Origin of the sequence: Arthrobacter sp. B10-11 (genome assembly GCF_033142195.1) — a bacterium.
Classification (GTDB): Bacteria; Actinomycetota; Actinomycetes; order Actinomycetales; family Micrococcaceae; genus Arthrobacter; species Arthrobacter oryzae_C.
This window is the reverse complement of record NZ_JAWMTH010000008.1, coordinates 83284-107450: the sequence shown is the minus strand read 5'-3', so window position 1 is coordinate 107450 and position 24167 is coordinate 83284. Positions and strand designations below refer to the sequence as shown.

General features: G+C 66.2%; 22 protein-coding genes, 1 tRNA gene and 1 pseudogene. 15 read left to right on the top strand and 9 right to left on the bottom strand.

From position 1 onward, the window contains the following. The 5 genes and pseudogenes from RW112_RS20275 to RW112_RS20255 form a co-directional block, all read left to right on the top strand. Positions 1 to 289 (top strand): annotated as a pseudogene (locus RW112_RS20275) (hypothetical protein); the annotation flags it as partial. Between the two features lie 3 nt (positions 290 to 292). After that, complete coding sequence (locus RW112_RS20270; RefSeq protein WP_317783479.1) at positions 293 to 1594, top strand: NAD(P)/FAD-dependent oxidoreductase; 1302 nt, start codon at positions 293 to 295, stop codon at positions 1592 to 1594. Positions 1595 to 1598: 4 nt separating this feature from the next. Further along, positions 1599 to 1985, top strand: a complete 387-nt coding sequence (locus RW112_RS20265) for an SRPBCC family protein (RefSeq protein ID WP_317783478.1) — start codon at positions 1599 to 1601, stop codon at positions 1983 to 1985. 41 nt (positions 1986 to 2026) lie between these two features. Continuing rightward, positions 2027 to 2503: a type II 3-dehydroquinate dehydratase gene (gene aroQ, locus RW112_RS20260; protein WP_317783477.1), complete on the top strand. Its 477-nt coding sequence runs from the start codon at positions 2027 to 2029 to the stop codon at positions 2501 to 2503. Positions 2504 to 2522: 19 nt separating this feature from the next. Continuing rightward, entirely contained in the window at positions 2523 to 3578 is a 1056-nt protein-coding gene (locus tag RW112_RS20255) for a DUF2332 domain-containing protein (protein ID WP_317783476.1), read from the top strand. Positions 3579 to 3621: 43 nt separating this feature from the next. Here RW112_RS20255 and RW112_RS20250 read toward each other — a convergent pair whose 3' ends face one another. Further along, the gene (locus tag RW112_RS20250) at positions 3622 to 4806 is read right to left on the bottom strand and encodes a MarP family serine protease (protein WP_317783474.1); all 1185 of its coding nucleotides are present in this window, start codon (positions 4804 to 4806) and stop codon (positions 3622 to 3624) included. A gap of 262 nt (positions 4807 to 5068) precedes the next feature. Between RW112_RS20250 and RW112_RS20245 the strand changes: the two genes are divergently transcribed. Next, positions 5069 to 5746 carry a Crp/Fnr family transcriptional regulator gene (locus RW112_RS20245; RefSeq protein WP_011693220.1) on the top strand — a complete coding sequence of 226 codons (678 nt, stop codon included), beginning with the start codon at positions 5069 to 5071 and terminating at the stop codon, positions 5744 to 5746. A gap of 96 nt (positions 5747 to 5842) precedes the next feature. Here the strand turns inward: RW112_RS20245 and RW112_RS20240 are convergent, their stop codons facing one another. The 3 genes from RW112_RS20240 to RW112_RS20230 are packed head-to-tail and all read right to left on the bottom strand — an operon-like array spanning position 5843 to position 7498. Further along, the gene (locus tag RW112_RS20240; protein WP_317783473.1) at positions 5843 to 6754 is read right to left on the bottom strand and encodes an NUDIX hydrolase; all 912 of its coding nucleotides are present in this window, start codon (positions 6752 to 6754) and stop codon (positions 5843 to 5845) included. Positions 6755 to 6770: 16 nt separating this feature from the next. Beyond that, a complete protein-coding gene (locus tag RW112_RS20235; protein ID WP_317783472.1) occupies positions 6771 to 7340 on the bottom strand; it encodes a RidA family protein in 570 nt (189 codons plus the stop codon). A gap of 2 nt (positions 7341 to 7342) precedes the next feature. Next, positions 7343 to 7498: a DUF4177 domain-containing protein gene (locus RW112_RS20230; RefSeq protein WP_009359196.1), complete on the bottom strand. Its 156-nt coding sequence runs from the start codon at positions 7496 to 7498 to the stop codon at positions 7343 to 7345. 37 nt (positions 7499 to 7535) lie between these two features. Here RW112_RS20230 and RW112_RS20225 point away from each other — a divergent pair, with 37 nt between their 5' ends. The 5 genes from RW112_RS20225 (at position 7536) to RW112_RS20205 (ending at position 14719) form a co-directional block, all read left to right on the top strand. Next, positions 7536 to 9821, top strand: coding sequence for a transglycosylase domain-containing protein (locus RW112_RS20225; RefSeq protein ID WP_317783471.1), 2286 nt, complete (start codon positions 7536 to 7538; stop codon positions 9819 to 9821). Between the two features lie 8 nt (positions 9822 to 9829). Beyond that, on the top strand, positions 9830 to 10774 hold the full coding sequence (locus RW112_RS20220) for a metallophosphoesterase (protein WP_317783470.1): 945 nt from the start codon (positions 9830 to 9832) through the stop codon (positions 10772 to 10774). 136 nt (positions 10775 to 10910) lie between these two features. Then, positions 10911 to 12731 carry an ABC transporter ATP-binding protein gene (locus RW112_RS20215; protein ID WP_317783469.1) on the top strand — a complete coding sequence of 607 codons (1821 nt, stop codon included), beginning with the start codon at positions 10911 to 10913 and terminating at the stop codon, positions 12729 to 12731. Next, positions 12728 to 14560, top strand: a complete 1833-nt coding sequence (locus tag RW112_RS20210) for an ABC transporter ATP-binding protein (RefSeq protein WP_317783468.1) — start codon at positions 12728 to 12730, stop codon at positions 14558 to 14560. Before RW112_RS20215 ends, RW112_RS20210 begins: the two co-directional genes overlap by 4 nt. Before the next feature lie 82 nt (positions 14561 to 14642). Further along, positions 14643 to 14719: transfer RNA gene (locus tag RW112_RS20205), tRNA-Pro, on the top strand. Positions 14720 to 14801: 82 nt separating this feature from the next. Here RW112_RS20205 and RW112_RS20200 read toward each other — a convergent pair. Together RW112_RS20200 and RW112_RS20195 are read right to left on the bottom strand one after the other, a co-directional pair. Continuing rightward, complete coding sequence (locus tag RW112_RS20200) at positions 14802 to 15146, bottom strand: hypothetical protein (RefSeq protein ID WP_317783467.1); 345 nt, start codon at positions 15144 to 15146, stop codon at positions 14802 to 14804. Positions 15147 to 15246: 100 nt separating this feature from the next. After that, the gene (locus tag RW112_RS20195) at positions 15247 to 15477 is read right to left on the bottom strand and encodes a hypothetical protein (RefSeq protein ID WP_317783466.1); all 231 of its coding nucleotides are present in this window, start codon (positions 15475 to 15477) and stop codon (positions 15247 to 15249) included. A 131-nt stretch (positions 15478 to 15608) separates the two neighbouring features. On the opposite strand from RW112_RS20195, the gene RW112_RS20190 reads away from it, so the two are divergent. Further along, positions 15609 to 16883 (top strand): helix-turn-helix domain-containing protein, encoded by a 1275-nt coding sequence (locus tag RW112_RS20190; RefSeq protein ID WP_305942201.1) that lies wholly within the window; start codon positions 15609 to 15611, stop codon positions 16881 to 16883. On the opposite strand, the gene RW112_RS20185 is transcribed toward RW112_RS20190, so the two are convergent. Together RW112_RS20185 and purD are read right to left on the bottom strand one after the other, a co-directional pair. After that, positions 16880 to 17833, bottom strand: coding sequence for a phosphoribosylaminoimidazolesuccinocarboxamide synthase (locus RW112_RS20185; RefSeq protein WP_317783465.1), 954 nt, complete (start codon positions 17831 to 17833; stop codon positions 16880 to 16882). The genes RW112_RS20190 and RW112_RS20185 overlap by 4 nt on opposite strands. 1 nt (position 17834) lies before the next feature. Beyond that, positions 17835 to 19151: a phosphoribosylamine--glycine ligase gene (gene purD, locus RW112_RS20180; protein ID WP_317783485.1), complete on the bottom strand. Its 1317-nt coding sequence runs from the start codon at positions 19149 to 19151 to the stop codon at positions 17835 to 17837. A 91-nt stretch (positions 19152 to 19242) separates the two neighbouring features. On the opposite strand from purD, the gene RW112_RS20175 reads away from it, so the two are divergent. The 3 genes from RW112_RS20175 (at position 19243) to RW112_RS20165 (ending at position 22329) form a co-directional block, all read left to right on the top strand. After that, positions 19243 to 20820, top strand: coding sequence for a molybdopterin-dependent oxidoreductase (locus RW112_RS20175; RefSeq protein WP_317783464.1), 1578 nt, complete (start codon positions 19243 to 19245; stop codon positions 20818 to 20820). 89 nt (positions 20821 to 20909) lie between these two features. Continuing rightward, positions 20910 to 21926, top strand: a complete 1017-nt coding sequence (locus RW112_RS20170; protein ID WP_317783463.1) for an asparaginase — start codon at positions 20910 to 20912, stop codon at positions 21924 to 21926. A 1-nt stretch (position 21927) separates the two neighbouring features. Then, positions 21928 to 22329, top strand: a complete 402-nt coding sequence (locus tag RW112_RS20165; RefSeq protein WP_317783462.1) for a sterol carrier family protein — start codon at positions 21928 to 21930, stop codon at positions 22327 to 22329. Between the two features lie 225 nt (positions 22330 to 22554). Here RW112_RS20165 and RW112_RS20160 read toward each other — a convergent pair whose 3' ends face one another. Next, positions 22555 to 24063, bottom strand: a complete 1509-nt coding sequence (locus RW112_RS20160; RefSeq protein ID WP_317783461.1) for a cation:dicarboxylate symporter family transporter — start codon at positions 24061 to 24063, stop codon at positions 22555 to 22557. Between the last annotated feature and the right edge of the window lie 104 nt (positions 24064 to 24167).

Genomic DNA, 24167 nt, shown 5'->3' with positions numbered 1-24167 from the left:
CCCGCATCAGCGCGCAGGCAGGGACCCGGGCATCCGTAAACGTCCCGTGATTGCCATGAACGCCCAGTTCAAACGCCTCAAACCCGCAACCTTGTCGCGGCAGATCCTGGCCCTGACCGGTCAGCTCGAGACCCTGACCCAAGCCAAAGCCGCACCCCGGGACTACAAGATCAACACCTGGTTCAACCCCTCACTGAACCGGACCTTTTCACATGAGGCAACAGGGAGGCGTGGACCGGCCGCACGCGCCCGCCTCCCGGCAACGCTCCGCGCGGGCGTGCCAAGATGAACCATGACCGATTCGTGTGAAGTTCTGGTGGTCGGTGCCGGGCTCGCGGGGCTTCAATGCGCCCGCGAGCTGCAGGCCGCCGGACGTGACGTGCAGGTGTGGGAGGCAGCCGACGACATCGGGGGCCGGATCCGGACGGAGCAGGTGGACGGTTTCCTGGTGGACCGCGGATTCCAGGTGCTGAATCCCGCCTACCCGGCTGTTCGCCGCTGGGTGGACGTCGGTGCACTTGACCTGCAGCGCTTCGGCGCCGGCCTCGGGGTCCGGCGTGACGAAGGGCTCGCCGTACTTGCCCACCCCCTGCGCGAACCGCGGCTGATTGCCGGGACCGTGGGCAGCGGCATCGCGACGCCGCACGATGCAGCGGCCCTCCTGCGCTGGGCGGCTCCGGCCGTCGTCCGGTCCTGGGGGCGTGACGACGACGGGCGTCGCCCCGGCCGGCGGCCCGGGCGCGACGTCACTCTGCGGCACGCGCTGGACGACGCCGGGCTGGCGGGAGAACTCCGCCGGGTGGTGGAACAGTTCTTCGCCGGGGTGCTTTTGGAGGACGATGGCAGCACCTCCAATGACTTCGCGCTGCTCCTGCTGCGCACCTTCGCACTGGGAGTGCCCGGACTGCCGCGCCTGGGCATGCAGGCGCTGCCGCGGCAGCTGGCGGCGTCCCTCGCAGCGCCGGTCCGTACCGGGACCCGGGTGGAGTCCGTTGCGCGGGAGGCCGGCTCCATGCTGGTCCGCGCCTCCGCCGGCGAGCTCCGGGCCGAACAGGTGGTGGTGGCCACGGACCCGGCCAGCGCCGAAACCCTGGCATTCGGAAACCATGGCGGCGGCGCAACGGGAAGCGGTGTGTCCGCCATGAAGGGCGTGCTGACGCACTGGTTCGCGGCGAGTGAGCCTCCATCCCGGCTCAATCTGCTCTGCGTTGACGCCCGGAAGCGGCCCGGCGGCCCCTTGGTCAATACCGCCGTCGTTTCGAACGCAGCCCCTGCCTACGCCCCCGCCGGGCGCCACCTCGTGCAGGCGTCGGCACTGCTCGGACCGGGGCGGCCTGTGCCCGGCGATGATGAGGTCCGCCGGCACGCAGCCGAAATCTTCGGGGCGGATGCCTCCGGTTGGGAACTGGTGGCCAGGCACGAAGTTCCGGACGCCTTGCCCGCCCAGCCGCCACCGCTCCGGCCCCCGGGGCCGGCGGAAATCTCACCGGGTGTCTTCGTTTGCGGCGACCACCGCTCCACCGCGTCCATCCAGGGTGCCCTCGAAAGCGGCCACCGCGCAGCACAGGCCGTCCTGCGCCCGGACTTCGGGTAGCCGCGTGCGGTTCGCCGTCTCACGGCATATCGAGGCGCCCGCCGGGGCCGTGTGGGGGCTGCTCACCGACGTCGGACGCTGGCCGGAGTGGGGGCCCTCCGTGCGGGGCGCGGAACTGGATTCCGCCGGCTTCACCGCCGGCAGCACCGGACGCGTTCGAACGGCAGCCGGCGCCACCCTGCCGTTCACGGTGACGGAATTCCGTGAGGGCCGCTCCTGGTCCTGGTCAGTGGCCGGCATCCGCGCCACCGGGCACCGTGTGGTTCCGGAGGACGACGGCTGCCGGGTCACGTTCACCGTTCCGTGGTGGGCGCCGGCGTACCTTCCCGTCTGCGCGGCGGCCCTTCGGCGCATCGCCCGTATCACCCGTCAGCCCGTCAGCCCGCCGTAAAAAACCGCGAACGCTGCCCGCTAAGCGATAGATTGGCTCCCATGACTGAAGCCTCCCCCGCCACCGAAGCCGGCCGCGGCACCATCCTGGTCCTGAACGGCCCCAACCTGAACCTGCTGGGAACGCGGGAACCGGAGAAGTACGGCACGGCCACGCTGGCCGACGTCGAACAGCTCGCCAAGGATACTGCTTCCGGGTACGGCCTGGACGTCGAATGCTTCCAGTCGAACCACGAGGGCGCACTGGTGGACGCCATCCACGCCGCGCGCGGCAAGGCGGTGGGCATCGTGCTCAACGCCGGTGCTTACACCCACACGTCTGTGGCCATCCGCGATGCCATCTCCGCGGTGCAGGTTCCCGCCGTCGAGGTCCACATCACCAACGTCCATGCCCGCGAGGAATTCCGGCACCACTCCTACCTTTCGGACATCAGCAAGGCCGTGATCGCCGGCGCGGGAGTAATGGGCTACCGGTTCGCGGTCGAGTACCTCGCGGAGCTGAACGCCGGCAAGGCCTAATCATGGGCAGGGCCTAATCATGGGCAGGGCCGGCATGGGGGCGGGCACGAGACCGGCGGGCACGGCGGACTGGTACCGGAACTTCGGCCTTGTCGATGCGCCGGCTTCCTCGCCGTGCTACGCGGAGTGGTCCCTGGGAATCGCCGACGATCCTGAACTTATCCGCCGCATTGGGCAGTGGCCGCATATCAAACGCCAGCCCCTGCTGATTCTGGCCGCCGCGCGCTTCCTTGGGGCGGGCATCACCCCGTACCCCGAGTTCCGGGAGTTCCTCCTGGCCCGCTGGGACGACGTCTCCCGGATTGTGCTGGCCCGCGCCACCCAGACCAACGAGACAGGCAGGTGCGCCACGCTGCTGCCGTCCCTCGCCGCCATCGCCGCTTCAACCGGCCGTCCCCTGGCCCTGATCGAAGTGGGCGCCTCTGCCGGCCTGGCCCTGTTCCCGGACAAGTACGCCTATGAGTACGACGACGGCGCATCAGTCACGCGGCTGCTCCCGCAACCGGACGTGGCCGGGTCCCCGGCGGATGGACCTCCCGTTCTCCGATGCACGGTGGAAGGGTCCGTCCCGCTTCCCGCCGAGCTCCCCCGCGTGGTGTGGCGGGCCGGGATAGACCTGAACCCCCTGGACATCAACAACTCCGACGACGTCGCGTGGCTGGAAGCGCTCATCTGGCCGGAGCAGGAATTCCGCCGCGAGAGGCTGCGCCGGGCCATCGCCATCGCACGGCAGGAGCCGCCGCTGCTGGTGGCCGGAGACCTCAACGAGCAGCTGGTCCCGCTGGCGGACCAGGCCCCGCCGGACGCAACCCTTGTAGTGTTCCACAGCGCGGTGATGGCGTACTTGAACTCCGGGCAGCGGGAAGCCTTCCGGGCCACGATCGGCACCCTTGCGGCCGAGCGCGGCTGCCATTGGCTGTCCAACGAGGGCCACACGGTGCTTGCCCAGGCGGACGGCTCCGTGGTGGTGCCGGAAATGGATGACGCCCGGCTGCGGGGCCGGTTCCTCCTGCTCCAGGACGGTGTCCCCATGGCCATCGCCGGACCGCACGGCCAAAGCCTGGAATGGCTCTAGGTGGCCGGGGACATCCGGGGCCGCCCCGTCGGCTGCCCTGCAGCTACTTCTGGATGCACTGCCCGGATGAAACGGGGCTGCTGAGTCCCGGCGCCTGGGCGGCGACCGGACCGAGGTCGTCCATGGTGATGGCGAAGCCCATGTCGGAGTCCGATGTTGCCTTGGCGAAGATCACACCGGCAACCTGGCCCTCGGTGGTCAGGAGCGGCCCGCCGGAGTTGCCCGGCTGGACGTCGCCGGCGAGCCGGTAGACGTCTTCGGGTGCCGGATTCCCGCCATAAATATCCGGAACCAGGACGGAGGCGATATCCTGCACTGTTGCCGGTTTGGACTGGAACGGACCGCCGTGCGGGTAGCCGGCGAAAGCGGCCGCGCTTCCGGCGGGCAGGTCCGCACTCAGCGGGAGCGGTGACGACGGCAGTCCGTCCACGGCCAGGACGGCAAGGTCATGCTGGCCGTCGAAGTAGACCACCCGGCCGGGCATGGCTCCGCCGCCGGGAATCTCCACCACCGGCTGCGACACGCCCGCCACCACATGGGCGTTCGTCACAACGCGTCCGGGCGACACCACAAAGCCGCTTCCGGTCTGGTTCTGGCCGCACTGGTACGCGGTGCCCGCAATTTTCAAGACCGATTCCGCCGCGCGGTTCAGGGCCGGCGTGTCCGTGCTGGCGTTGGGAATGGCCACTTGCTGGCCCTGCCCGAGCCCCTCGATGAGGGTGGGTATGCCATCCCCGATCACGGTGGAGCGCAGCTGCGCCACGGCAGTTTTCACCGGCACGGGCGTGAGGCCGTCGATGAAGCGGATGACTTTGGACTCCGCCAGCTGCTGGGAAACGAACGGGACGCCCAGCGCGCTGATGCTGAAGGCGAGCATGGACATGACCAGCGCCGACACCACCACGTTGACTGCGCCGCCCACCACGCGGTCCATGGCCCGCAGCGGCTGGATCCGCACCGCACTGCGGATTTTGCGGCCGATCATGGTTCCCAGCGCATGGCCCAGGACAATGAGCACGACGGCGGCGCCCACGATCGCGGTCAGCCGCCAGCCGCTGTCCTCCACGAGGTCGCTGACGATGGGTACGGAAACAAATGCGGCCACGGCGCCGACAATGAACCCGGCTATGCCGCCGAGGGTCACCAGGAAGCCGTTGCGCAGGCCGTAGATCAAATAGGACAGCAGCGTCAGGATCAAGGCCAGGTCCAGGATGGTCAAGCCGAACACAGGGGCTCCTCACAGAAACAGGTAAGTCCCAATTCTAAGTGCGGACCCTGACAGTTTGCCGTGACGTGCGGTCGCCCCGAATAACCGGCAAAATGCTGCGCAAACCGGAGCAGCGCCGTCGCAATATTTCCCCCACAGGGCCCCGCAACGGGCTCAAAGGCCCCGTTTCAGGCGTTTCGGGTGCCAAGTACGTCACAGAACCTTGAAAATTCTGAAACAATGGCTGAAGCGCCCCAGCCGACACATTTACTCAGGAGATTTCATGGACATCGAGGTATTGCGCCGCGCACCCCTATTCGCCACGCTCGACGACGAGGCATTCCGTCTACTCACGGACGAGCTCACGGAGGTGGACCTGTCGCGCGGAGCCTCGGTCTTCCGCGAAGGCGACCAGGGTGATCAGCTGTACTTCATCGTCTCCGGCAAGGTTAAGCTGGGCCGCACGTCCCCCGATGGCCGCGAGTCCCTGCTGGCCATCCTCGGCCCGGGCGAACTCTTCGGCGAAATGGCGCTTTTCGATCCAAGCCCCCGCACTGCCACCGCGACCGCCGTTTCGGAGACCCGCCTGGCCGGCCTGAAGAACGAAAGCCTCAACGCCCTGCTGCGCACCCGCCCGGAGGTCTCGGCCCAGCTCCTGCAGGCCCTGGCCCGCCGCCTGCGCCGCACCAACGACTCCCTGTCCGACCTCGTGTTCTCCGACGTTCCGGGCCGCGTGGCCAAGGCACTGCTGGACCTGGCCGACCGCTTCGGCCGCCCGGCAACCGACGGCGTCCTGGTGGCCCACGAGCTCACGCAGGAAGAGCTGGCCCAGCTGGTGGGTGCCTCCCGCGAAACCGTGAACAAGGCCCTGGCCGAGTTCGTGCAGCGCGGCTGGCTCCGGCTCGAAGCCCGCGCCGTCGTGATCCTGGACATGCAGCGCCTCCGCCAGCGCTCCCGCTAGGTTTATCCGCGATCCCGCGACACAGAAAATGCCTGGCGACACCCGGATTCCGGTGTCGCCAGGCATTTTCTGTGTCGCCAGGATGTTTGTGTGTCGTTAGCGCTCGCGCTGGGGTTCTCCGGCGACGGTCTTGGCGGCCTCGACTTCAAGCATCAGCTTTCCGTCTTCTTCAACCAGCTTCGGCTGGTAGACGTGGGCCTTGCGCTTGTAGCTGAGGTAGGCAATGCACCCGTTGGCGGCCGCCATCTTTTCGAGCATGATCTCGGAGCCGGGCACCAGCAGCTGGCCAAGCGTGAGTCCCACGGTGTTTTCCTGGCCCACTTCGTCGCCCAACGCTGTGGTGTCACGTTCGGCGATCACCTTGCTGGCACAGACCCAGCGGCCCCACACACCTTTGCTTTGCAGCAATGTGGGCTGCTGGTTCACCGGCACAGTGGCGGCGAAGTACCGGGTGTTGAAACGGCGGTGCGCAAAGTCAGGGCTCAGCCAGTTGACCAGCGGTTTCAACAGGTCCGTGCGGATGGACAGTCCGCGCTTGGCGAGGACATCGGTGAAGGATTTCTCCTGTTCGGCAACGGCGATCCTGGCGCGCATCCATTCGGGTGTGGAGGTGGCTTCCACCGTAGTGGACAGATCCGGACCGGCGAGGAGCACACCGGTTTCTTCAAAGAGTTCGCGGATGGCACCCACCACGTGGCGGCGCGCCAGCCCGACGTCGGACGTTCCCATCTGGTGCGCCCAATGCTGCGGTGTGGGGCCGAGCCAGCCGACGGCGTCTTCGTCGGACGACTCCAGGGAACCACCCGGAAAAGCGAGGACGCCGAGCGGGGAGGAACCCGGACGGTAGCCCAGCCAGGTTTCAAGTCCGGTGGGAGCGTCACGGAGCAGGACCACGGAGGACGCGGGACGGGCGGCACGCGGTGTCCGCTCGCCGTGTTCGAGCCAGCTTTGTGCTGCCCCCTCGAGTTCGGGAGGCAGCACAAACAGGCGACGGGCTAACTGGGGCAAGGGAAGTGACCGGCCTTTAGCTGAATTCGGCGATCAGTTCGACTTCCACCGGCGAGTCCAGCGGCAGGACCGACACACCGACGGCGGACCGTGCGTGCTGGCCGGCGTCGCCGAGGACCTTGCCCAGGAGTTCCGACGCGCCGTTGATGACTCCCGGCTGGCCGGTGAAGGACGGATCGGAGGAGACGAAGCCAACAACCTTGACGATCCTGGTGATGCGGTCGAGGTCGCCGATCACGCTTTTGACCGCTGCCAGTGCGTTGACGGCGCAGACCGCGGCGAAGCGCTTTGCGTCTTCGGGAGACACGGTGGGTTCGTCCGCAAAGCCTTCGGTGCCCGTGGACACCTTGCCCGTAGCTTCGAGTTTGCCGTTAATAAAGGGCAGCTGCCCGGAGGTGTAAACATGGTTGCCGGAGATGACGGCCGGAACGTAGGCGGCCACCGGGGCCGCAACGTCCGGAAGGGCCAGTCCCAGCTCCGCCAGCCGCTGTTCGACGGCGGAAACCGGGGCTCCGCTTGCCGCCCCGGAGGCCGGATTCTGGGCGTGGGCCGGGGTTTCCGGCGCCGTACCTGTAGGGGTTGTCATAACTACTGCTTCTCCCTCTTAAGGTAGGCAACGAGGCCGTTGCCGTCGGGACCGGGAACTACCTGGACGAGCTCCCAGCCGTCCTCTCCCCACTGGTCCAGAATCTGCTTCGTGGCGTGAATAATGAGCGGAATCGTGGCGTACTCCCATTTGGTCATGAGCTAAAGACTAGTCCTTGCCGGTAAAGTGGAAAACATGGCGACTGGTAAGAACCCTTTATTCGACACGGCCACCACCCTCGGAAAGATCCTTGCCTTCCTTGGCGTGAGCGCTATTTGTGGTGTCCTGGTGGCGGGCCTGCTGGTCCCGGCGGCCGCTGTTTCCGGCAGCACGGCCAGCGGATCCATCGAATTCTTCGACACTCTCCCGGCGGAGCTGCAGGTGGACCCGCCCAGCCAGTCCACCAAGATCCTTGCAGCTGACGGCAGCCTGATCGCCAACCTCTATGCCGAAAACCGCACCCGCGTTTCACTGGACCAGATGTCGCCATTCATCAAGGACGCAGTGATCGCCATCGAGGACAGCCGCTTCTATGAGCACGGCGGCGTGGACACCACCGGCATCATGCGCGCGCTGGTCAGTACAGCCCGCGGTAACAAGCAGGGCGCCTCCACCATCACGCAGCAGTACGTGAACAACGTCATCAACGCCTCGCTCGAGGCTGAAGGCAACACCGAGGACATCAAGCTCAACGGCGTCAACAAGGGCGTGGGCGACAAACTCCGCGAGATGAAGCTGGCCATCGCCTTGGAGAAGAAGTTCACCAAAGAGCAGATCCTCGAGGGCTACCTCAATATCGTGTTCTTCAACCGGGACGCCTACGGCATCGAAGCCGCGTCCAAGTTCTTCTTCAGCAGCTCCGCCAAGGACCTGACACTCCCCCAGGCCGCGTTGCTTGCCGGACTGGTGAACAGCCCGTCGTTCTACGACCCCATCAACAACCCTGACAACGCGAAGAACCGCCGCGACCAGGTGCTGAATGCCATGTACACCCAGGGCAAGATCCAGCAGGCGGACTACGAGGCCGCCGTGGCCACCCCGGTGGAAACCAAGGTCACCCCTGCCCGCCAGGGTTGCGCCTACGCTTCCACGGCCCCGTACTTCTGCGACTACGTCCTGCACCTCCTGCTGAACGATCCCGCCTACGGCGCGGACGCCACCGAGCGTGAGCGCAAGGTCTTCCGTGGCGGCCTGACCATCACCACCACCCTTGACCCCAACGCCCAGAACGCGGCGCAGGCCCAGGTGGACGCGTCCGCGGGCGCCAACCCGGACAAGTGGGGCGCTGCGTTGGTGTCGGTCCAGCCGAACACCGGCAAGATCATCAACATGGCCCAGAACACCGTGTGGTTCGCCGGTGACGGCAAGTTCGACAGCCAGCTCAACTTCAACGTCGACCAGTACGATGCCAACGGCAACGACCTCAACGGCCTCGGCGGTGCGCAACCCGGTTCAACCATGAAGCCCTTCACGTTTGCCCAGTGGCTCAACGAGGGCAATTCGATGAACGCGGTCCTGAACGGCGCGGTGCGCCGCTATCCGCAGAACTTCCCGTGGAAGAACACGTGCCAGACCCCGACCGTCGGCTGGTACGACAGCACCAACGGCGAATCCAAGGACCTGCAGAACGCCGAGGAAGGCTACTACCGTTCGATGACGGTTCTCGACGGTCTCGCCAACTCCATCAACACCATGACGTTTGCCACCGCGGCCAAGGTGGATCTGTGTGGAATCCAGAAGGTCGTAGACGCAGTAGGCCTCCACGAAGGCCTTCCCCAGAGGGACGACACGGGAAAGATGGTCAACGCCCAGCCGCCCATCACCATGACGACGCTGGGTAACCTCCTCGGCTCCAGGCAGACGTCGCCGCTGTCCATGGCCAGCGCTTTCGCTACCTTCGCGAACGACGGCAAATACTGCGCCCCGATCGCCATCACGTCGGTGACCGACCAGACCGGCGCACAGCTGCCGGCCCAGTCCACGAACTGCCGCGATGCACTCAAGCCGGAAGTCGCCCGTGGCGTGAACTATGCCCTGCAGGAGGTCCTCAACCGGGGTTCCGGCTCGCTCATCCAGCCCCGGATCTCCACCAGGACCAGCTTCCCGATCGCTGCCAAGACCGGTACCTCCAACAACAACGGGTCCACCTGGGTGGTGGGCCACACCACCGGTCTGGCCACCGCATCGTGGTTCGGCGACGCGCTCGGGTCGCAGCAGCGCGCAGGCCAGAACGTCACCGTCAACGGCAAGTTCTACAAGGGCATCGACGGCTACATGATCGCCGGTCCGATGTTCTCCAACTTCATGACACAGGTGGCGCCGGCGTACGGCACCAACCCGTTCACGGCACCGCCGTCCAACATGATCAGCGGGACGCCCACGCGGCAGACCACCCCGACGACGCAGAGCACGGCGCCTGCACCCGCGCCCACCACTGCAGCCCCGGAGCCCACCAAGGACAACGGCAAGGGCAACGGGTAAGGGCCCCGATGGTGGACGCAACGTCGCTGGCAAGCCGCGCCCGGAGCATCGGACGCGGCTTTGCCGTCACGGCAGCTGCCGGTGCTGCAGCCGGCCTGGCCGCGGCCGGATACGGCCTGTGGGAGAAGAACCAGTTCGTCCTTCGTGAGGAAACGCTGCCCATCCTTCCCCCGGGGTTCGGTCCGTTCCGGGTCCTCCACCTGAGCGATATCCACTTCGTCCCGGGACAGAACCGGAAGGCACAGTGGCTGGCCTCGCTGGCTGACCTGGAGCCGGACCTGGTGGTGAACACCGGAGACAACCTCAGCCACGTCAAGGCGATCGATCCGCTGCTGAAAGCGCTGACGCCGCTCATGGAATATCCGGGCGTTTTTGTGCCTGGCTCCAACGACTACTTCGCACCCAAACTCAAGAATCCGGCGTCGTACTTCATGGGGCCTTCGAAGGCACATGAGAAGCCCGTGGAGCTCGACTGGCCCCGGCTGCGCTCCTACTTCGGGATGTCCGGCTGGGTGGACCTGACCAACCGCAACCAGTCCGTGGTCCTCAAAGGCCTGCGCTTTGACTTCTCCGGCGTCGACGATCCCCACTTAAAACTGGAGCGCTACGCCGGCTGGCCGCGAGGGACCAAGGGCCAGGACAGCACTCCCCATCTCCGGGTGGCGGTCATCCACGCCCCCTACCAGCGCGTGCTGGACCACTTCACCGAGGACGGCGCGGACCTCCTGCTCGCCGGCCACACCCACGGCGGCCAGATCTGCCTGCCCGGCTACGGCGCCCTGGTGGCCAACTGCGATATCCCCACGTGGCGGGCTAAGGGCCTCAACGACTGGCAAAGCAACGGACGCACGACGCCGGTGAATGTGTCGGGCGGGATCGGCACCTCACGCTTCGCACCGGTGCGCATCGCCTGCCGGCCGGAGGCCGTCCTGCTGACCTTGACGGAGCGCTAAGCAGCCGGTCCATTACGAACCGCAATGACTGGGCAAGATTCCCGCGGCGTGCGGAATCCTATGAACGGCGTCACTCCATGGCATAGGGTAGTTGCTAAAGGAAACTACATTCGCAGTTGAGCTTTAAGAAGCGGGCATGGCCAAGCAGCAGACTCCATTCTTCACGTCAATCAGCCGACTCTACCCCCATGTAAAGCCGATCATCCCGCGGCTAATAATGGGACTCCTGTGCGCCCTCCTGGCTAGCATCGTGGCGCTGGCCATCCCCCAGGTCCTGCGGGTGCTCGTCAATGACTCGCTGCGGCCGGGCGGAGCCACCGACGCTGTGTGGACCGCGTCCCTGATCATCCTGGGCCTGGGCGTCGCCGAAGCAGGGCTGGTTGCCCTCCGCCGCCAGTTCGTCATCAACCCTGCAACCACCGTGGAAACCCGGATGCGGGTGTCGCTCTACGGGCATCTCCAGGACCTGACGGTCTCCTTCCACGACCGCTGGGGATCCGGGCAGCTGCTCTCCAGGGCCATGACGGACCTGAACTTCCTGCGGCGCTGGATGGCGTTCGGTGCCATCATGCTGGTGGTGACCACGCTGACGGTGGTGATCGGCGTCGTCGTCATGTTCTCCATGAGCTGGCAGCTGGCGCTGATCTTCCTGGCCGCGGCCGTGCCCATCATGGTCTACGGATTCCGGTTCCGGACCCGCTTCAGCAAAGTGGCCCGCCGCAGCCAGGACCAGGCCGGCGACCTCGCCACCACCGTGGAGGAATCGGTCCACGGCATCCGCGTGCTCAAGGCGTTCGGCCGCAGCCGCGAGGCCCTGGAAAACTTCAACGAACAGGCCGAGGAACTTCGGCAGACCGAGATCGCCAAAGCCAAACACCTTGCCACGTTCAGCATGGTGGTCACCCTCCTGCCCGAACTGGCGCTGGGTGCGGGCCTGGTGGTGGGCATCATGCTGGCCGCGGACGGACAGCTCAGCATCGGCGCCCTGGTGGCATTCTTCGCCACGGCGGCCGTCATCGCCGCACCGGTGGAATTCTGCGGCATGCTGCTGGCCATGGCGCTGACCGCCAAAACAGCCATCGACCGGCATTTCGAGGTCATGGACGCGGCTAACACCATCACCAGCCCGAAGCAGCCACGCAAACCTGTGCAGCTCAACGGAGCCCTCAGCTTCAACGCCGCGACGTTCGCCTTTGAGGACGCCCCGGACAAGCCGATCCTCAAGAACGTCAGCCTGCAGATCCGCCCCGGCGAGACCATGGCCCTTGTGGGCATCACCGGCAGCGGCAAAAGCGCGCTCCTCCAGCTGGTCCCCCGCCTCTACGACGTCACCGCGGGCTCCATCACCATCGACGGCGTGGACCTGCGCGAGTTCTCCGTGGAGGACCTGCGCACCGTGGTTGGCGTTGCCTTCGAGGACACCACGCTGTTCTCCAATTCCGTCCGGGACAACGTCCTGCTCGGGGCCAAGGAGCGGAGCCAGGCGGCGCTGGAGGAAGCCCTCGACGTGGCCCAGGCGCACTTCGTCTACTCGCTCCCCGACGGCCTGGAAACGCTGATCGGCGAGGAAGGCCTCAGCCTGTCCGGCGGCCAGCGGCAACGCATCGCCCTGGCCCGTGCCATCGCCGCGAAGCCCAAAGTGCTGGTGCTGGACGACCCTTTGTCCGCACTGGACGTCAACACCGAGGAACTGGTGGAAACCCGGCTGCGCGAGGTCCTTGCCGACACCACCACACTGATCGTCGCCCACCGGCCGTCCACCGTGGCACTGGCGGACCGGGTGGCGCTGCTCGAGGAAGGGCGGATCGCCGCCGTCGGGACGCATACCGAGCTGCTGGCTCATAACGAGCACTACCGCTACGTGATCGCCAGCCTTGAAACGGAGCCCCGGGACCTGGATTCCGAACTGTCCGACCTCTCAGAATTAGAGGACGAGTCCGAGGAGATTTCCCGATGAGCACCGCTTCCTTCGGAACCGCCAACGAGGACAACACCCGCCTGAGCAAGAGCGAAAGCAAAACCGTACGACGGCGGTCGCTCGCCTTGCTGGGGTCCCTGATCCGTCCCGTCCGGCTGCGGTTCTGGCTGACCATCACCATGGTGGTCCTCTCGCAGGCCGCCCGGGTGGCCGGCCCGGCACTGATCGCCTTCGGCATCGACCATGCACTGCCGGCGCTCCGGGCCGGGGACAACATGCCGCTGGTCCTCACCGGCGTCGCCTACCTTGCCGCGGCAATCGCCACTGCCGGCCTGACTGCACTGTACGTGACATCCACGGCCAGGTTGAGCCAGGCGATGCTGCTCGACCTGCGCGTCCGCGTCTTCCGGCACACGCAGCGGCTCAGCCTCGAGTTCCACGAGAAGTACACGTCCGGGCGCATCATCGCCCGGCAGACGTCCGACCTTGAAGCACTCCGCGAACTCCTGGACTCCGGCGTCAGCTCGCTGGCCTCGGGGCTGCTCTTCATGGTGTTCACCGCCATCACGGTGTTCGCACTGGACTGGCGCAGCGGCCTGATTGTGCTGGCCGCAGGGGTTCCCATGTACTTCCTGGCCCGCTGGTACCAGAAGCACTCCCAGATTGCCTTCCGCGAATCCCGGGTGGTCTCCGCACGCCTGATCGTGCACTTCGTTGAGACCATGACCGGCATCCGCGCGGTGAAGGCCTTCCGCAAGGAACGCGAAAACGCCGAGCGCTACGGCGAACTCTCCGAGGACTACCGCAGGGTGACCGTCCGTTCGATCAACCTCAACGGCGTCTTCCAGCCCGGGCTGGTGCTGATCGGGAACGTCTGCGTTGCCGTCGTGCTGCTGTTCGGCGGTTTCCGGGTGCTGGGCGGGGACCTCGCCGTGGGTGTCCTGCTGGCCCTGATCCTGTCCACCAAGCGCTTCTTCCAGCCGGTGGACCAGATGGCGATGTTCTACAACTCGTTCCAGAGCGCCCAGGCTGCCTTGGAGAAGGTCTCCGGGCTGCTCGAGGAGGTTCCCACCGTGCGGCCCCCGAAGAGCCCCGTAGCGCTCCGTGACGCCCGCGGCACCATCGACTTCAACGGCGTGGAGTTCCGGTACGGCGACGGGCCCCTGATCATTCCGAAGCTGGACCTGCACATCCCCGCCGGACAGATCGTTGCCCTGGTGGGTCAGACCGGCGCCGGCAAGTCCACGCTGGCGAAGCTGATCGCCCGCTTCTATGACGTGTCCGAAGGTTCCGTGACCCTGGACGGCGTGGACCTGCGGAGCCTCGCCACACCGGACCTGCGGAGGAACGTGGTGATGGTCACCCAGGAGGCCTTCCTGTTCAGCGGCTCCGTGGCGGACAACATCGCCCTCGGCCGCCCGGAAGCATCCCGCGAGGAAATCGAGGAAGCCGCGCGGGCCGTGGGCGCCCACGAATTCATCATGGAACTCCCCGAGGGCTTCGACACCGACGTCAACAAGCGCGGCGGACGCGTCTCGGCCGGCCAGCGCCAGCTCATCAGCTTTGCCCGGGCGTTCCTGGCCCGCCCGGCCGTACTCATCCTCGACGAAGCCACGTCCTCGCTGGACATCCCCTCGGAGCGCCTGGTTCAAAGCGGGCTCGCGAGCCTCCTGGAGGGCGTTGCAGGGCACGACGCCGGGCGGACGGCCCTGATCATCGCACACCGGCTGTCCACCGTGGAGACCGCAGACCGCGTCCTGGTGGTCCATGACGGACGCGTCGTGGAGGACGGCACACCGGAGGAACTGATCGGCGGCGGCGGGCGGTTCGCCGAGCTGCACGGGGCGTGGAAGGACTCGCTGGTCTAGCTCTTGTGTAGCTTCAGGGCGCCGATTTCACATGGGGGCCGGAATCGGATACTCTTGTGAAGTTGCTTTTGAAGCAACGGATCGGGATGTGGCGCAGCTTGGTAGCGCGCGTCGTTCGGGACGACGAGGTCGCAGGTTCAAATCCTGTCATCCCGACCAAAAAGTAAGAGGGTCTTCCATTCGGAAGGCCCTCTTGCTTTTGTACCGGCTGTTCCTACCCTGACAGGGGCCGCCCCGTGAGTCAGAGGCCCTCGAACGTGGATCGTTGGCTGGCCTGGCCGTCGCCCAATAGTGGAACCCGTGGCCGCCCGGAGCCGTCGTCCTCCCGGTAGTCTCCGCGGCTCTCATAGGTCCGGACCTGGTTCACGTACCGGTGCCGAAGCCGGAGTCCGTAGGCAAAGAGCACCAGCGCCTCCAGCAGCGACGCAATGCCTACGATCCCCCACGCCAGCGTTCCGCCATCGGCCGTTCCGTCCAACACGGCGATTATTGCCGACCCCGCTACGGCGGCCACGATCAGGGAGGTCCCTGCTATGGTCCACGCGGCATAGGCACGCTTCAAGTCATTCGCTTCGCTGCGGTTCATGACACTCCCCTTGCGTCGTTTGGCCAAAAAAATAGCTCCGGGACATGGTTCGCGCATGTCCCGGAGCCTGTGTTCCCTTGCGGGAAGTACATCAACCGTTTTACATCGGGTCCGGCCAGTTACCGATGTATGACGGGAAAGCCATGGGGTCCGGCCAGTTGCCGATGGCCTGGGCAACCTGCATGGGATCGGGCCAGTTACCGATAGCGATGGTGCTTCCCAGCTGATCCGCCCAATTGCCGATAGGACCTGCAGACAACACTGCGGGGGCTGCGGCTGAAAATGCCAGTGCGCCAGCCAGTGCGGCGGCGGCTGCAATCTTCTTCAACATTAGGTTTCCTCAATACGAGTCGGATTCGTTACAAAGTCAGCACTGCCCTTGTTGACATACATTGTAAAATGTTTTCCACAGAGACTGTCAAGCATTTGGTATAAAGACTGTCCGGAATAAGGAGGAAACCCGTGGGGAACGGATTCGGGGAGAAGCTCCGCGCCGAACGACTCGAACGTGGGTTGACGCAAGCAGAACTGGGAAAGGACCTCTATTCTCCCAGCTACATCTCCCTCTTGGAAACAGGCCGGCGTGAACCTACCGCCGATGTTATCGAAGAGTTAGCCCGCCGGCTCGAACTGGCCCCCAAAGCCTTGGAAGCCTGGAGCCAGCCCATCTCGGTCAGCGACGCCGAGTACGTGCTGGCCGGGCTCTACGCCCGCCAGGCCTGGGACCTCCGGGACTACCCGCTCGCGGCGGCCCACGCCGCAACCGCCGCCCAGATAGCGCTCGAGGGCAAGAACACCAGCGCATGGTGGAACATGACCTACATGCAGGCGGAATGCCTCATGAAGCAGGGCCAGCTGCAGGAATGCCAGAACATCATGCTGCACCTCCTGGAACACCCCATGGCCACCGAGTCCGCCGGCCTGGGAGTCCGCGCCCGGCAGATGCTCGCCGCAGTGTGCCACGGGCAGGGCCAGCTGGCCACCGCCGTCGAGCATGCCCAGAAGGCCGTGGAACTGTGCTCGCAGCTGCCCAAGGGGTCCACGCTGATCATCGGGGCCCTGCGTGCGCTGATCGGCGCCCTGGCCGAAAGCGGCCGGCTGGACGAAGCCTGGACCTACTGCCAGGCCATGAACGACCAAATGGATGACCAGTCCATCTCCCAGCTCGCAGGCGAAGTGGCCTGGGTGATCGGCAACGTTGCCTTCATGCGGCATGACTACCCCGAGGGCATCAAGTACCACGAACGTGCCGCCAAACTGCTCTCCCCGGCCAACGACATCGAGCTGTGGGCCCGCTTCAACAAGGCCTCCGCGGCTGTCAGGCTCTCTTCCGGCATCGTGGAACCCGAAACCCTCTCCGCCATCGAGCGCGCCGAACTGGCCCTGTCCATCGTGGGCGGAAACAAGACGGACCAGCTGGAAGTCGCGTTCATCCGGGCGCGCTGGCTGTACCTCACCGGCGACATCCCTGCGGCAGTGGACAAGCTCCGCGAGATCCACGCCGAGCGGAAGGCCCTCGCCCGCCACACGGCCGGCGAAGTCTCACTCCTGCTGGGCAAATCCCTCAAGGCCGCCGGGGAATCCGACGAAGCCCTGGTGCTCCTCGAAGAAGCCCAGCAGGAGTTCAGCGCCGCCGGCGCTTCCGACCGTGTCCAGCAGGCCATGGACGCCGTGCTGGAGATCAAGCTCGCCCAGCGGCGCGCCGCGGCCGCCAAGGCCGCGGCAGAGGCCAGCTAAACGAACTTTTCGCCGGTGAGCTTTTCGTAGGCCTCAACGTAGCGGCCGCGGGTCCGGCTCACCACGTCCTCCGGCAGTGCCGGGGGCGGTGTATCCGAAGCACGGTCCCAGCCGGACTCCGCGGACGTCAGCCAGTCCCGGACGTATTGCTTGTCATAGGACGGCTGGGACTTGCCCGGCTCGTACGTGGCGGCGTCCCAGAACCGCGAGGAGTCCGGGGTTAGGACCTCATCGCCCAGGGTAATGACACCGGTGGCCACATCGAAGCCGAACTCCACCTTCGTGTCCGCCAGGATGATGCCGCGCCCGCGGGCGATTTCCTCGGCCTTGGTATAGATCGTCAGCGTCAGCTCCCGCAGCCGGGCGGCAACGTCCTCGCCCACCAGGGCCACCACGGCGCCATAGGTGATGTTTTCGTCGTGTTCCCCGACCTCCGCCTTGGCCGACGGGGTGAAGATGGCTTCGTCCAGGCGGGAACCGTCCACCAGGCCCTCCGGCAACGGAATGCTGCAGACGGTCCGGGACTGCTGGTATTCCACGAGTCCGGAGCCGGTGAGGTAGCCCCGGGCGATGCATTCCACCGGGAACATATCCAGCTTCTTGCAGATCATGGCCCGGCCCTCGACCGCTGCCGGAACCCCGCCCGCCACGGTGGATGCGAGCACGTGGTGCTCCACCTCGAGCTGGTCGAACCACCAGAGGCTCAGCTGGGTGAGGATGCGGCCCTTGTCCGGGATCTCGCTGGAAAGCACGTGGTCGTAAGCGCTGATGCGGTCACTCGCCACCACCAGGACGCACTCCTGGCCAAACTGTTCCACGAGGGATTCGTCCGCGGGAACGTAAAGGTCCCGGACCTTACCGGAGTACACGTGGCGCCATCCCGGCAGGTCCAGCGTAGCGGTGTCCAGGCCTGCCTTGGGGGCGGCCTCGAGGGGGGAATTCTCAGTCATGCTATGCCTTTGTCTTCGTTACGGGCAGCGAACCTGTTGCGCCGGACGAGACCTTGATTTCGCCGCGGGCCGCCTTGCGCCCGATGTCCGTGCGGAACTGTCCGCCTTCCAGCTGAACCAGCTCCACGCCGTCGTACGCCCGTTCGCGGGCCTCCACGAGGTCGGTTCCCAGCGCCACCACGGCGAGCACGCGGCCGCCGGCGGAGACCACTTTGCCTTCCTCGTCCAGCTTGGTGCCGGCGTGGATGATGTGCACGCCTTCCAGCTCGTCCACCTTCTTGAGCCCGCGGATGCGGTCGCCGGTGCGCGGGGTGTCGGGGTAGTTTTCGGAGGCGATGACGACGGCGACCGCCGTGTCCTTGGACCAGCGCAGCTCTTCCGCCTTGTCCAGTTCGCCCTTGGCGGCTGCCAACAGCAGCGAGCCGAGCGGGGTCTTGAGCCGGGCCAGGACGGCCTGGGTTTCGGGGTCTCCGAAGCGGACATTGAACTCGATGACGCGGGTGCCGCGGGAGGTCAGGGCAAGGCCCACGAACAGCACGCCCACGAACGGGGTACCGCGCTGTGCCATCTCGTTGACAGTGGGCTGCGCCACGCGGTCGATGACTTCCTGGACCAGGCCTTCCGGGGCCCATTCCAGCGGGGTATAGGCGCCCATGCCGCCCGTGTTGGGGCCTTCGTCGTTGTCGAAGATGCGCTTGAAGTCCTGCGCCGGCGAGAGCGCCACGGTATTGCGGCCGTCGCACAGCACGAACACGGAAACCTCGGGACCGTCCAGGAACTCCTCGATCACCACGGAGCCGCCGGCGTCGAAGCAGGTCTGCGCGTGGGCCAGGGCTTCGTCCCGGTTGTTGGTGACCACCACGCCCTTGCCGGCAGCCAGGCCGTCGTCCTTGACCACGTAGGGGGCGCCGAAAGTGTCCAGCGCATCCGCGGCTTCCTCGGCGGTGCTGGCGACCCGCGCCATGGCGGTGGGCACACCGGCCTCGGCCATGACCTGCTTGGCAAAAGCCTTGGACGCCTCCAGCTGGGCCGCGGCCTTGCTGGGCCCGAACACCGGGATCCCGGCGGCACGGACAGCATCGGAAACACCTGCGGCCAGGGGCGCTTCGGGGCCCACCACGACCAGGTCCACGGTCAGCTTGGTGGCCAGGGCGGCTACGGCGGCCGGATCATTGCCGTCAATGTTGTGGGTGGGGACCAGTTTGCCGATGCCCGCGTTGCCCGGAGCCGCGTGGACTTCGGAAACGTTGGGGTCTGCAAGCAGGGAGCGGACAATGGCGTGTTCGCGGCCACCAGGGCCAATGACGAGTACCTTCACAGTCTCCAAGGGTACTTTGTGCACCCGGTCCGGTCCTAAGCCGTGACCCGCCCCGGTCAATCCTTAACGCCGGCAGCTACGAACCCCCGGCATGAAGAAGCTCACGAATTGGCTCAAGGGTCCCACCGCGCTGGCGGCGCTGGCAGGCGTGGCCGCGGCCGCCGTCGTACTTTCCGTTGCGGAACTGATCGGCGCCTTCTTCACGGCGCGGGCAACGCCGCTCATTGCCCTCGGCTCCACGTTCATCGACTTCACGCCGCCATGGCTGAAGGACTTTGCCATCGCGACGTTCGGCACCAATGACAAGGCCGCTTTGTTCGCGGGCATGGGGCTGACCATCTTCCTGCTTGCCTGCGTGCTGGGCGTGGTGGCCTACCGGAAGTGGGCGCTGGGCGCTGCCGGCGTTCTCCTGATGGGTGCGGTGATTGTTGCCAGCGTGGTCACCCGGGCCGGTGTGGACCCGCTGGACGCCATCCCCTCGCTCATCGGCACCGCTGCCGGCCTGGTGGTGCTGCGCCTGCTGATGAAGCGGCTGTGGCAAATGCGCCCCTGGCCGGGTGTGGCCGCGGACGTGGCCGCCAAGGACACCGAACGTCCGGCCACGACGCGACGCGGTTTCGTCGCCGCCACCGCAATCACTGCGGCAGCTGCTGCCGTCGCAGCCACCGGCGGACGGCTGCTCAGCGCAGCCCGGAGCAACATTGCCCAGGCCCGCGAATCGCTCCAGCTGCCCTCGCCGGCCAAGGCAGCCCCCGCTGTCCCGGCGGGCGTGCAGTCCGCCGCCCCGGGAGTCACGCCCTGGATCACCCCCAACGGCGAGTTCTACCGGATCGACACCGCCTTGAGCGTGCCGGAGATCAACGCCGAGGATTGGGAGCTCCGCGTCCACGGGCTGGTGGAACAGGAAGTCACGCTCACCTTCCAGGACCTGCTCGACGCCGACCTGATCGAGTCCCACGTGACCCTCACCTGTGTGTCGAACCCGGTGGGCGGAAACCTGGCCGGCAACGCCAAATGGCTGGGCTTTCCCCTGCGCGAGGTCCTCAAGATGGCGCGCCCCAAGGACGGCGCGGACATGGTGCTCTCCACCTCCGAGGACGGTTTCAGCGCCTCGACCCCGCTCGAAGTGCTGCAGGACGACCGGGACGCCATGCTGGCGATCGGCATGAACGGCGAGCCCCTGCCCCTGGAACACGGCTACCCCGTGCGCATGGTGGTTCCGGGCCTGTACGGCTTTGTGTCCGCCACCAAATGGGTTGTTGACCTGGAAGTCACCCGCTTCGCGGACAGCAGGGCGTACTGGACGGACCGCGGCTGGTCCGAACGCGGCCCCATCAAGACCATGGCCCGGGTGGAGGTGCCCAAGTCCTTCGCACAGGTCCCGGCCGGGAAAGTGGCCATCGGCGGCACAGCCTGGGCGCAGACCCGAGGTATCACCAAGGTGGAAGTGCAGATCGACAACGGGCCCTGGACCGAAGCCGTGCTGTCCACGGAAGCCTCCGTGGTGACGTGGCGCCAGTGGTCCTTCGAATGGGACGCCACGCCGGGTCCGCACTACATCAAGGCCCGCGCCACCGACGGTACCGGTGAGGTCCAGACGGACAAGCGCGCCGATCCCGTACCCGACGGCGCCTCCGGCTGGCAGTCGGTCATGGTGACCGTGCAATAGCCGGCCATGGCCCCGGAGGAGGTCCGGGCGGGGGCGGGCAACAGCCCGGATTTCCCGGGTTTCCGGCAACGGCACCATAGACTTTAGCCATGCCAGAAAATCCGCATGCCACATTCACAGTGGAGTCCGCCGTCGAACTGGCAGTCGTGGAACGAAGCGGTTTCGTTGAATCCCGGCACATCGGCTCGGCCGTGGTTCTTGCCGCCGACGGAACGGTAGTCACGCAACTCGGCGACATCACCACCCCCATCTACGCCCGCTCTGCGCTCAAGCCACTGCAGGCCCTGGCGGCCATGCAGGCCGGCGTCCCGTTGCGCGGCGCCCAGGTTGCCCTCGCCTGCGCCAGCCACACCGGTTCCCTGGACCACATGGATGTGGTGGAGGGGATGCTGAAGGCCGCGGGAGTCAAGGAAGAGCAGCTGCAATGCCCCACGGCGTGGCCGCAGGACGAGAACGCCCGCCACTGGCTCATCCGGTCCGAACAGGGCAGGTCCAAACTGGCGTTCAACTGCTCGGGAAAACACGCTGCTTTCCTCTGGGCCTGCACCGAAAACGGCTGGGACACCCACAGCTATCTTGAGCCCAACCACCCGCTGCAGCAGCGTGTCCGCTCGGCAATCGAAGAATACTCCGGTGAGCGGATCGCGCACCTGGGCATTGACGGCTGCGGCGCTCCGGTGGCGGCCATCTCCCTGACCGGGCTGGCACGGGCATACTCACGGCTGGCCAAGGCCCCCGGCGACAAGAACTCCAATGCCCGCGCCGCCACCATCGCCACGTCCATGCTCGACTACCCCTGGGCCGTCCAGGGCAAGGGCGAACCCAACACCATCGTGATGGACGAACTGGAGATCATCGCCAAGATCGGCGCCGAAGGCGTCCTGGCGATGGCCACCACCACCGGCGTTTCGGTGGCCATCAAGGTGCTGGACGGAAACCTGCGCGCCACCACCCTGGTGGGCCTTACCCTGCTTGCCGCCTCCGGTGCAGTGGACATCCCGGGGGTCTCCAGCGTCCTCGAAAAAGTGGTGGAGCCCGTGCTCGGCGGCGGCCGCCCCGTGGGCAAAATCCGGCTGGGCCACGCCGTCTCGGCGTTGTTGGACTGACATGGCCGTTTCACGACGACGCATTGACATAGAGGAAGGCCGCGCAGCCCTGTCCGCGTGGCTGGAAGCCAGCGTCCCGGCGTCGGGCGTTCCGGCGTCGGGCGCTCCGGCGTCGGGCGTTCCGCGTGCGGTGACCGCGACCGCGGTGCGCTACACGCTGGAGGAAGTCACGGCGAGGGCACCGGGCAATTCCGTGGAAGTGCGCGTTCCGCCGTTCGGCGTCACGCAGTGCGTGGAGGGCCCGCGGCACACGCGTGGCACTCCCCCGAACGTGATTGAGTGCGACGCCGCCACCTGGCTGGCGATGGCCACCGGCCAGTTGAGCTGGGCAGACGCCGTCGCCTCCGGGAAGGTCGCTGCATCAGGCCTCCGGGCGGACCTGTCGGAGCTGCTGCCGCTCTAGCTGTAGGCCCGCCACCTCCTTTTGGGGTTTTTGTCCACATCGAGGGACTTGAGGGCGCCTGAAGTCACGTTATCTGGACAAAAACTCTGCGGCCGGCGATGAGCCGACGTTCTCCGGGGCTGGTTATGGACAACGCGCAGCCCCGTCCCTGTCATTTCCAGGGGCGGGGCTGCTGAGGTGCGGTTCGGCTGCTGTTGTGCGGGACGCCTGTTTGCGGGCGCTGCGCTATTCGTGGTTGATCGCGGCCGAGCTGCGTTCCGGCGGGCCGGTATGGCCGCCGGGCCGGCTCATTTGGAATCCGGGGATGTCCTTGGGATCGGGACCGCCGCGGAACTTGGGCGACGGTGCTTCGCCGCCGCTGATTCGGGCAAGTTCCTGGTCCTCGAAGTCATCCTCGACGCCGAGCATGATAGCCGAGTCATGGTTGGTGATTTCGCCCCGGAACGCACGGACCATCACGCTGCGGTCGAACTGGCCCTCCCACTTGGAGACCACGAACGTGGCCACGCAGTTGCCCAGCAGGTTGACCACAACCCTCATGGAGTCCATCAGCCGGTCCGCGCCGAGCAGCAGCGCTACGCCGGCAACCGGGAAGATCCCCAGTGCGGCGGCGGTGGCGGACAGCGCCAGGAATGATGAACCGGGAACGCCTGCCATGCCCTTGGACGTCAGCAGCAGGACGCCGAGCGCGGCCAATTGCTGGCCGAGATCCAGGTTGTGCCCGAAGGCCTGTGCCAGGAAGAGCAGAGAGATCGAAAGGTAGATCGCGGCCCCGTCGAGGTTGAATGAATAGCCGGTGGGGACCACCAGGCCGGTGGTTGCACGGGAGCAGCCGGCGTTGGTCAGCTTGGTCATGATGCGCGGCATCACAGCCTCGGTGGAGGCGGTGCCGAGCGCCAGAAGGAACTCCTCGCGGGTGTACTTCAGGAATTGCCACAGCGGAACGCGGGCAAACCCCCAGGCCACGAGGAACAGCAGGCCGATGAAGACGATTGCCGCGCCGTAGCAGGCGGCGATGAGCAACGCGTAAGTGCTGAGGGTGTCGAGTCCGTACTGGCCGATGATGAAAGCCATAGCGCCGAAAGCACCGATCGGCGCCACCTTCATGATCCAGGACATGATCTTGAAGATGAGCTCCAGGACGGTCTCCATGAGGCTGACAACCGGCATGCAGCGCTCGCGTCCGATGACGACGATGGCCGCGCCGAAAAACACCGAGAAGAACAGGACCTGCAGGAGACTGTTGTTCGCGAAGGCGCCGATGACGCTGGTGGGGATGACATCCAGGATGAAGGCCGCGGCGTCCTTGGGCACGGCATGGCCCGTTTTGGCGTCCAGGGCCTCCTGGGACAAGGTGCTGGGATCAATGTTCAGCCCGGCACCGGGCTGGACGATGTTGCCTACGATCAGGCCGAAGACCAGCGCGAACAGCGTGGCCGCGGTGAAGTAGAGAAGGGCTTTGACTCCGACCCTTCCGACCGCCTTGACGTCGCCTACGGCCGAAATGCCGGTGACGATCACCAGGAAAATCAGCGGCGCGATGATCATCTTGATGAGCTGGATAAATCCATCACCGAGAGGCCTCAGCTGCGAACCGAGGTCCGGCCAGAAATGTCCGATAAGAACACCTGCCACGACGGCGATCAGAATTTGGAAGAAGAGCGACCTATACAGGGGCTTCTTCTTCGACGGCGCCGAACTCGCCTTCAGCGCCGCGGAATCTGGGATCTTCATTGATCTGTACCTATCAATCGGGAACAGCCCCGGAAATCGGGGTCTGTTTCCAAAGTAACCCCGCTCACATTATTCCGCAAGGGGAAATTGAGTTTTCACAATGC

Bases quoted from the DNA above. Each gene is read 5' to 3' on its own strand.
- RW112_RS20185 (WP_317783465.1), bottom strand. From the start codon at position 17,833: ATGACTGAGAATTCCCCCCTCGAGGCCGCCCCCAAGGCAGGCCTGGAC.
- RW112_RS20215 (WP_317783469.1), top strand. From the start codon at position 10,911: ATGGCCAAGCAGCAGACTCCATTCTTCACGTCAATCAGCCGACTCTAC.
- RW112_RS20245 (WP_011693220.1), top strand. From the start codon at position 5,069: ATGGACATCGAGGTATTGCGCCGCGCACCCCTATTCGCCACGCTCGAC.
- RW112_RS20200 (WP_317783467.1), bottom strand. From the start codon at position 15,146: ATGAACCGCAGCGAAGCGAATGACTTGAAGCGTGCCTATGCCGCGTGG.
- RW112_RS20220 (WP_317783470.1), top strand. From the start codon at position 9,830: ATGGTGGACGCAACGTCGCTGGCAAGCCGCGCCCGGAGCATCGGACGC.
- RW112_RS20230 (WP_009359196.1), bottom strand. From the start codon at position 7,498: ATGACCAAATGGGAGTACGCCACGATTCCGCTCATTATTCACGCCACG.
- RW112_RS20225 (WP_317783471.1), top strand. From the start codon at position 7,536: ATGGCGACTGGTAAGAACCCTTTATTCGACACGGCCACCACCCTCGGA.
- aroQ (WP_317783477.1), top strand. From the start codon at position 2,027: ATGACTGAAGCCTCCCCCGCCACCGAAGCCGGCCGCGGCACCATCCTG.
- RW112_RS20165 (WP_317783462.1), top strand. From the start codon at position 21,928: ATGGCCGTTTCACGACGACGCATTGACATAGAGGAAGGCCGCGCAGCC.
- RW112_RS20210 (WP_317783468.1), top strand. From the start codon at position 12,728: ATGAGCACCGCTTCCTTCGGAACCGCCAACGAGGACAACACCCGCCTG.
- RW112_RS20175 (WP_317783464.1), top strand. From the start codon at position 19,243: ATGAAGAAGCTCACGAATTGGCTCAAGGGTCCCACCGCGCTGGCGGCG.
- RW112_RS20160 (WP_317783461.1), bottom strand. From the start codon at position 24,063: ATGAAGATCCCAGATTCCGCGGCGCTGAAGGCGAGTTCGGCGCCGTCG.
- RW112_RS20195 (WP_317783466.1), bottom strand. From the start codon at position 15,477: ATGTTGAAGAAGATTGCAGCCGCCGCCGCACTGGCTGGCGCACTGGCA.
- RW112_RS20235 (WP_317783472.1), bottom strand. From the start codon at position 7,340: ATGACAACCCCTACAGGTACGGCGCCGGAAACCCCGGCCCACGCCCAG.
- RW112_RS20270 (WP_317783479.1), top strand. From the start codon at position 293: ATGACCGATTCGTGTGAAGTTCTGGTGGTCGGTGCCGGGCTCGCGGGG.
- RW112_RS20170 (WP_317783463.1), top strand. From the start codon at position 20,910: ATGCCAGAAAATCCGCATGCCACATTCACAGTGGAGTCCGCCGTCGAA.
- RW112_RS20255 (WP_317783476.1), top strand. From the start codon at position 2,523: ATGGGCAGGGCCGGCATGGGGGCGGGCACGAGACCGGCGGGCACGGCG.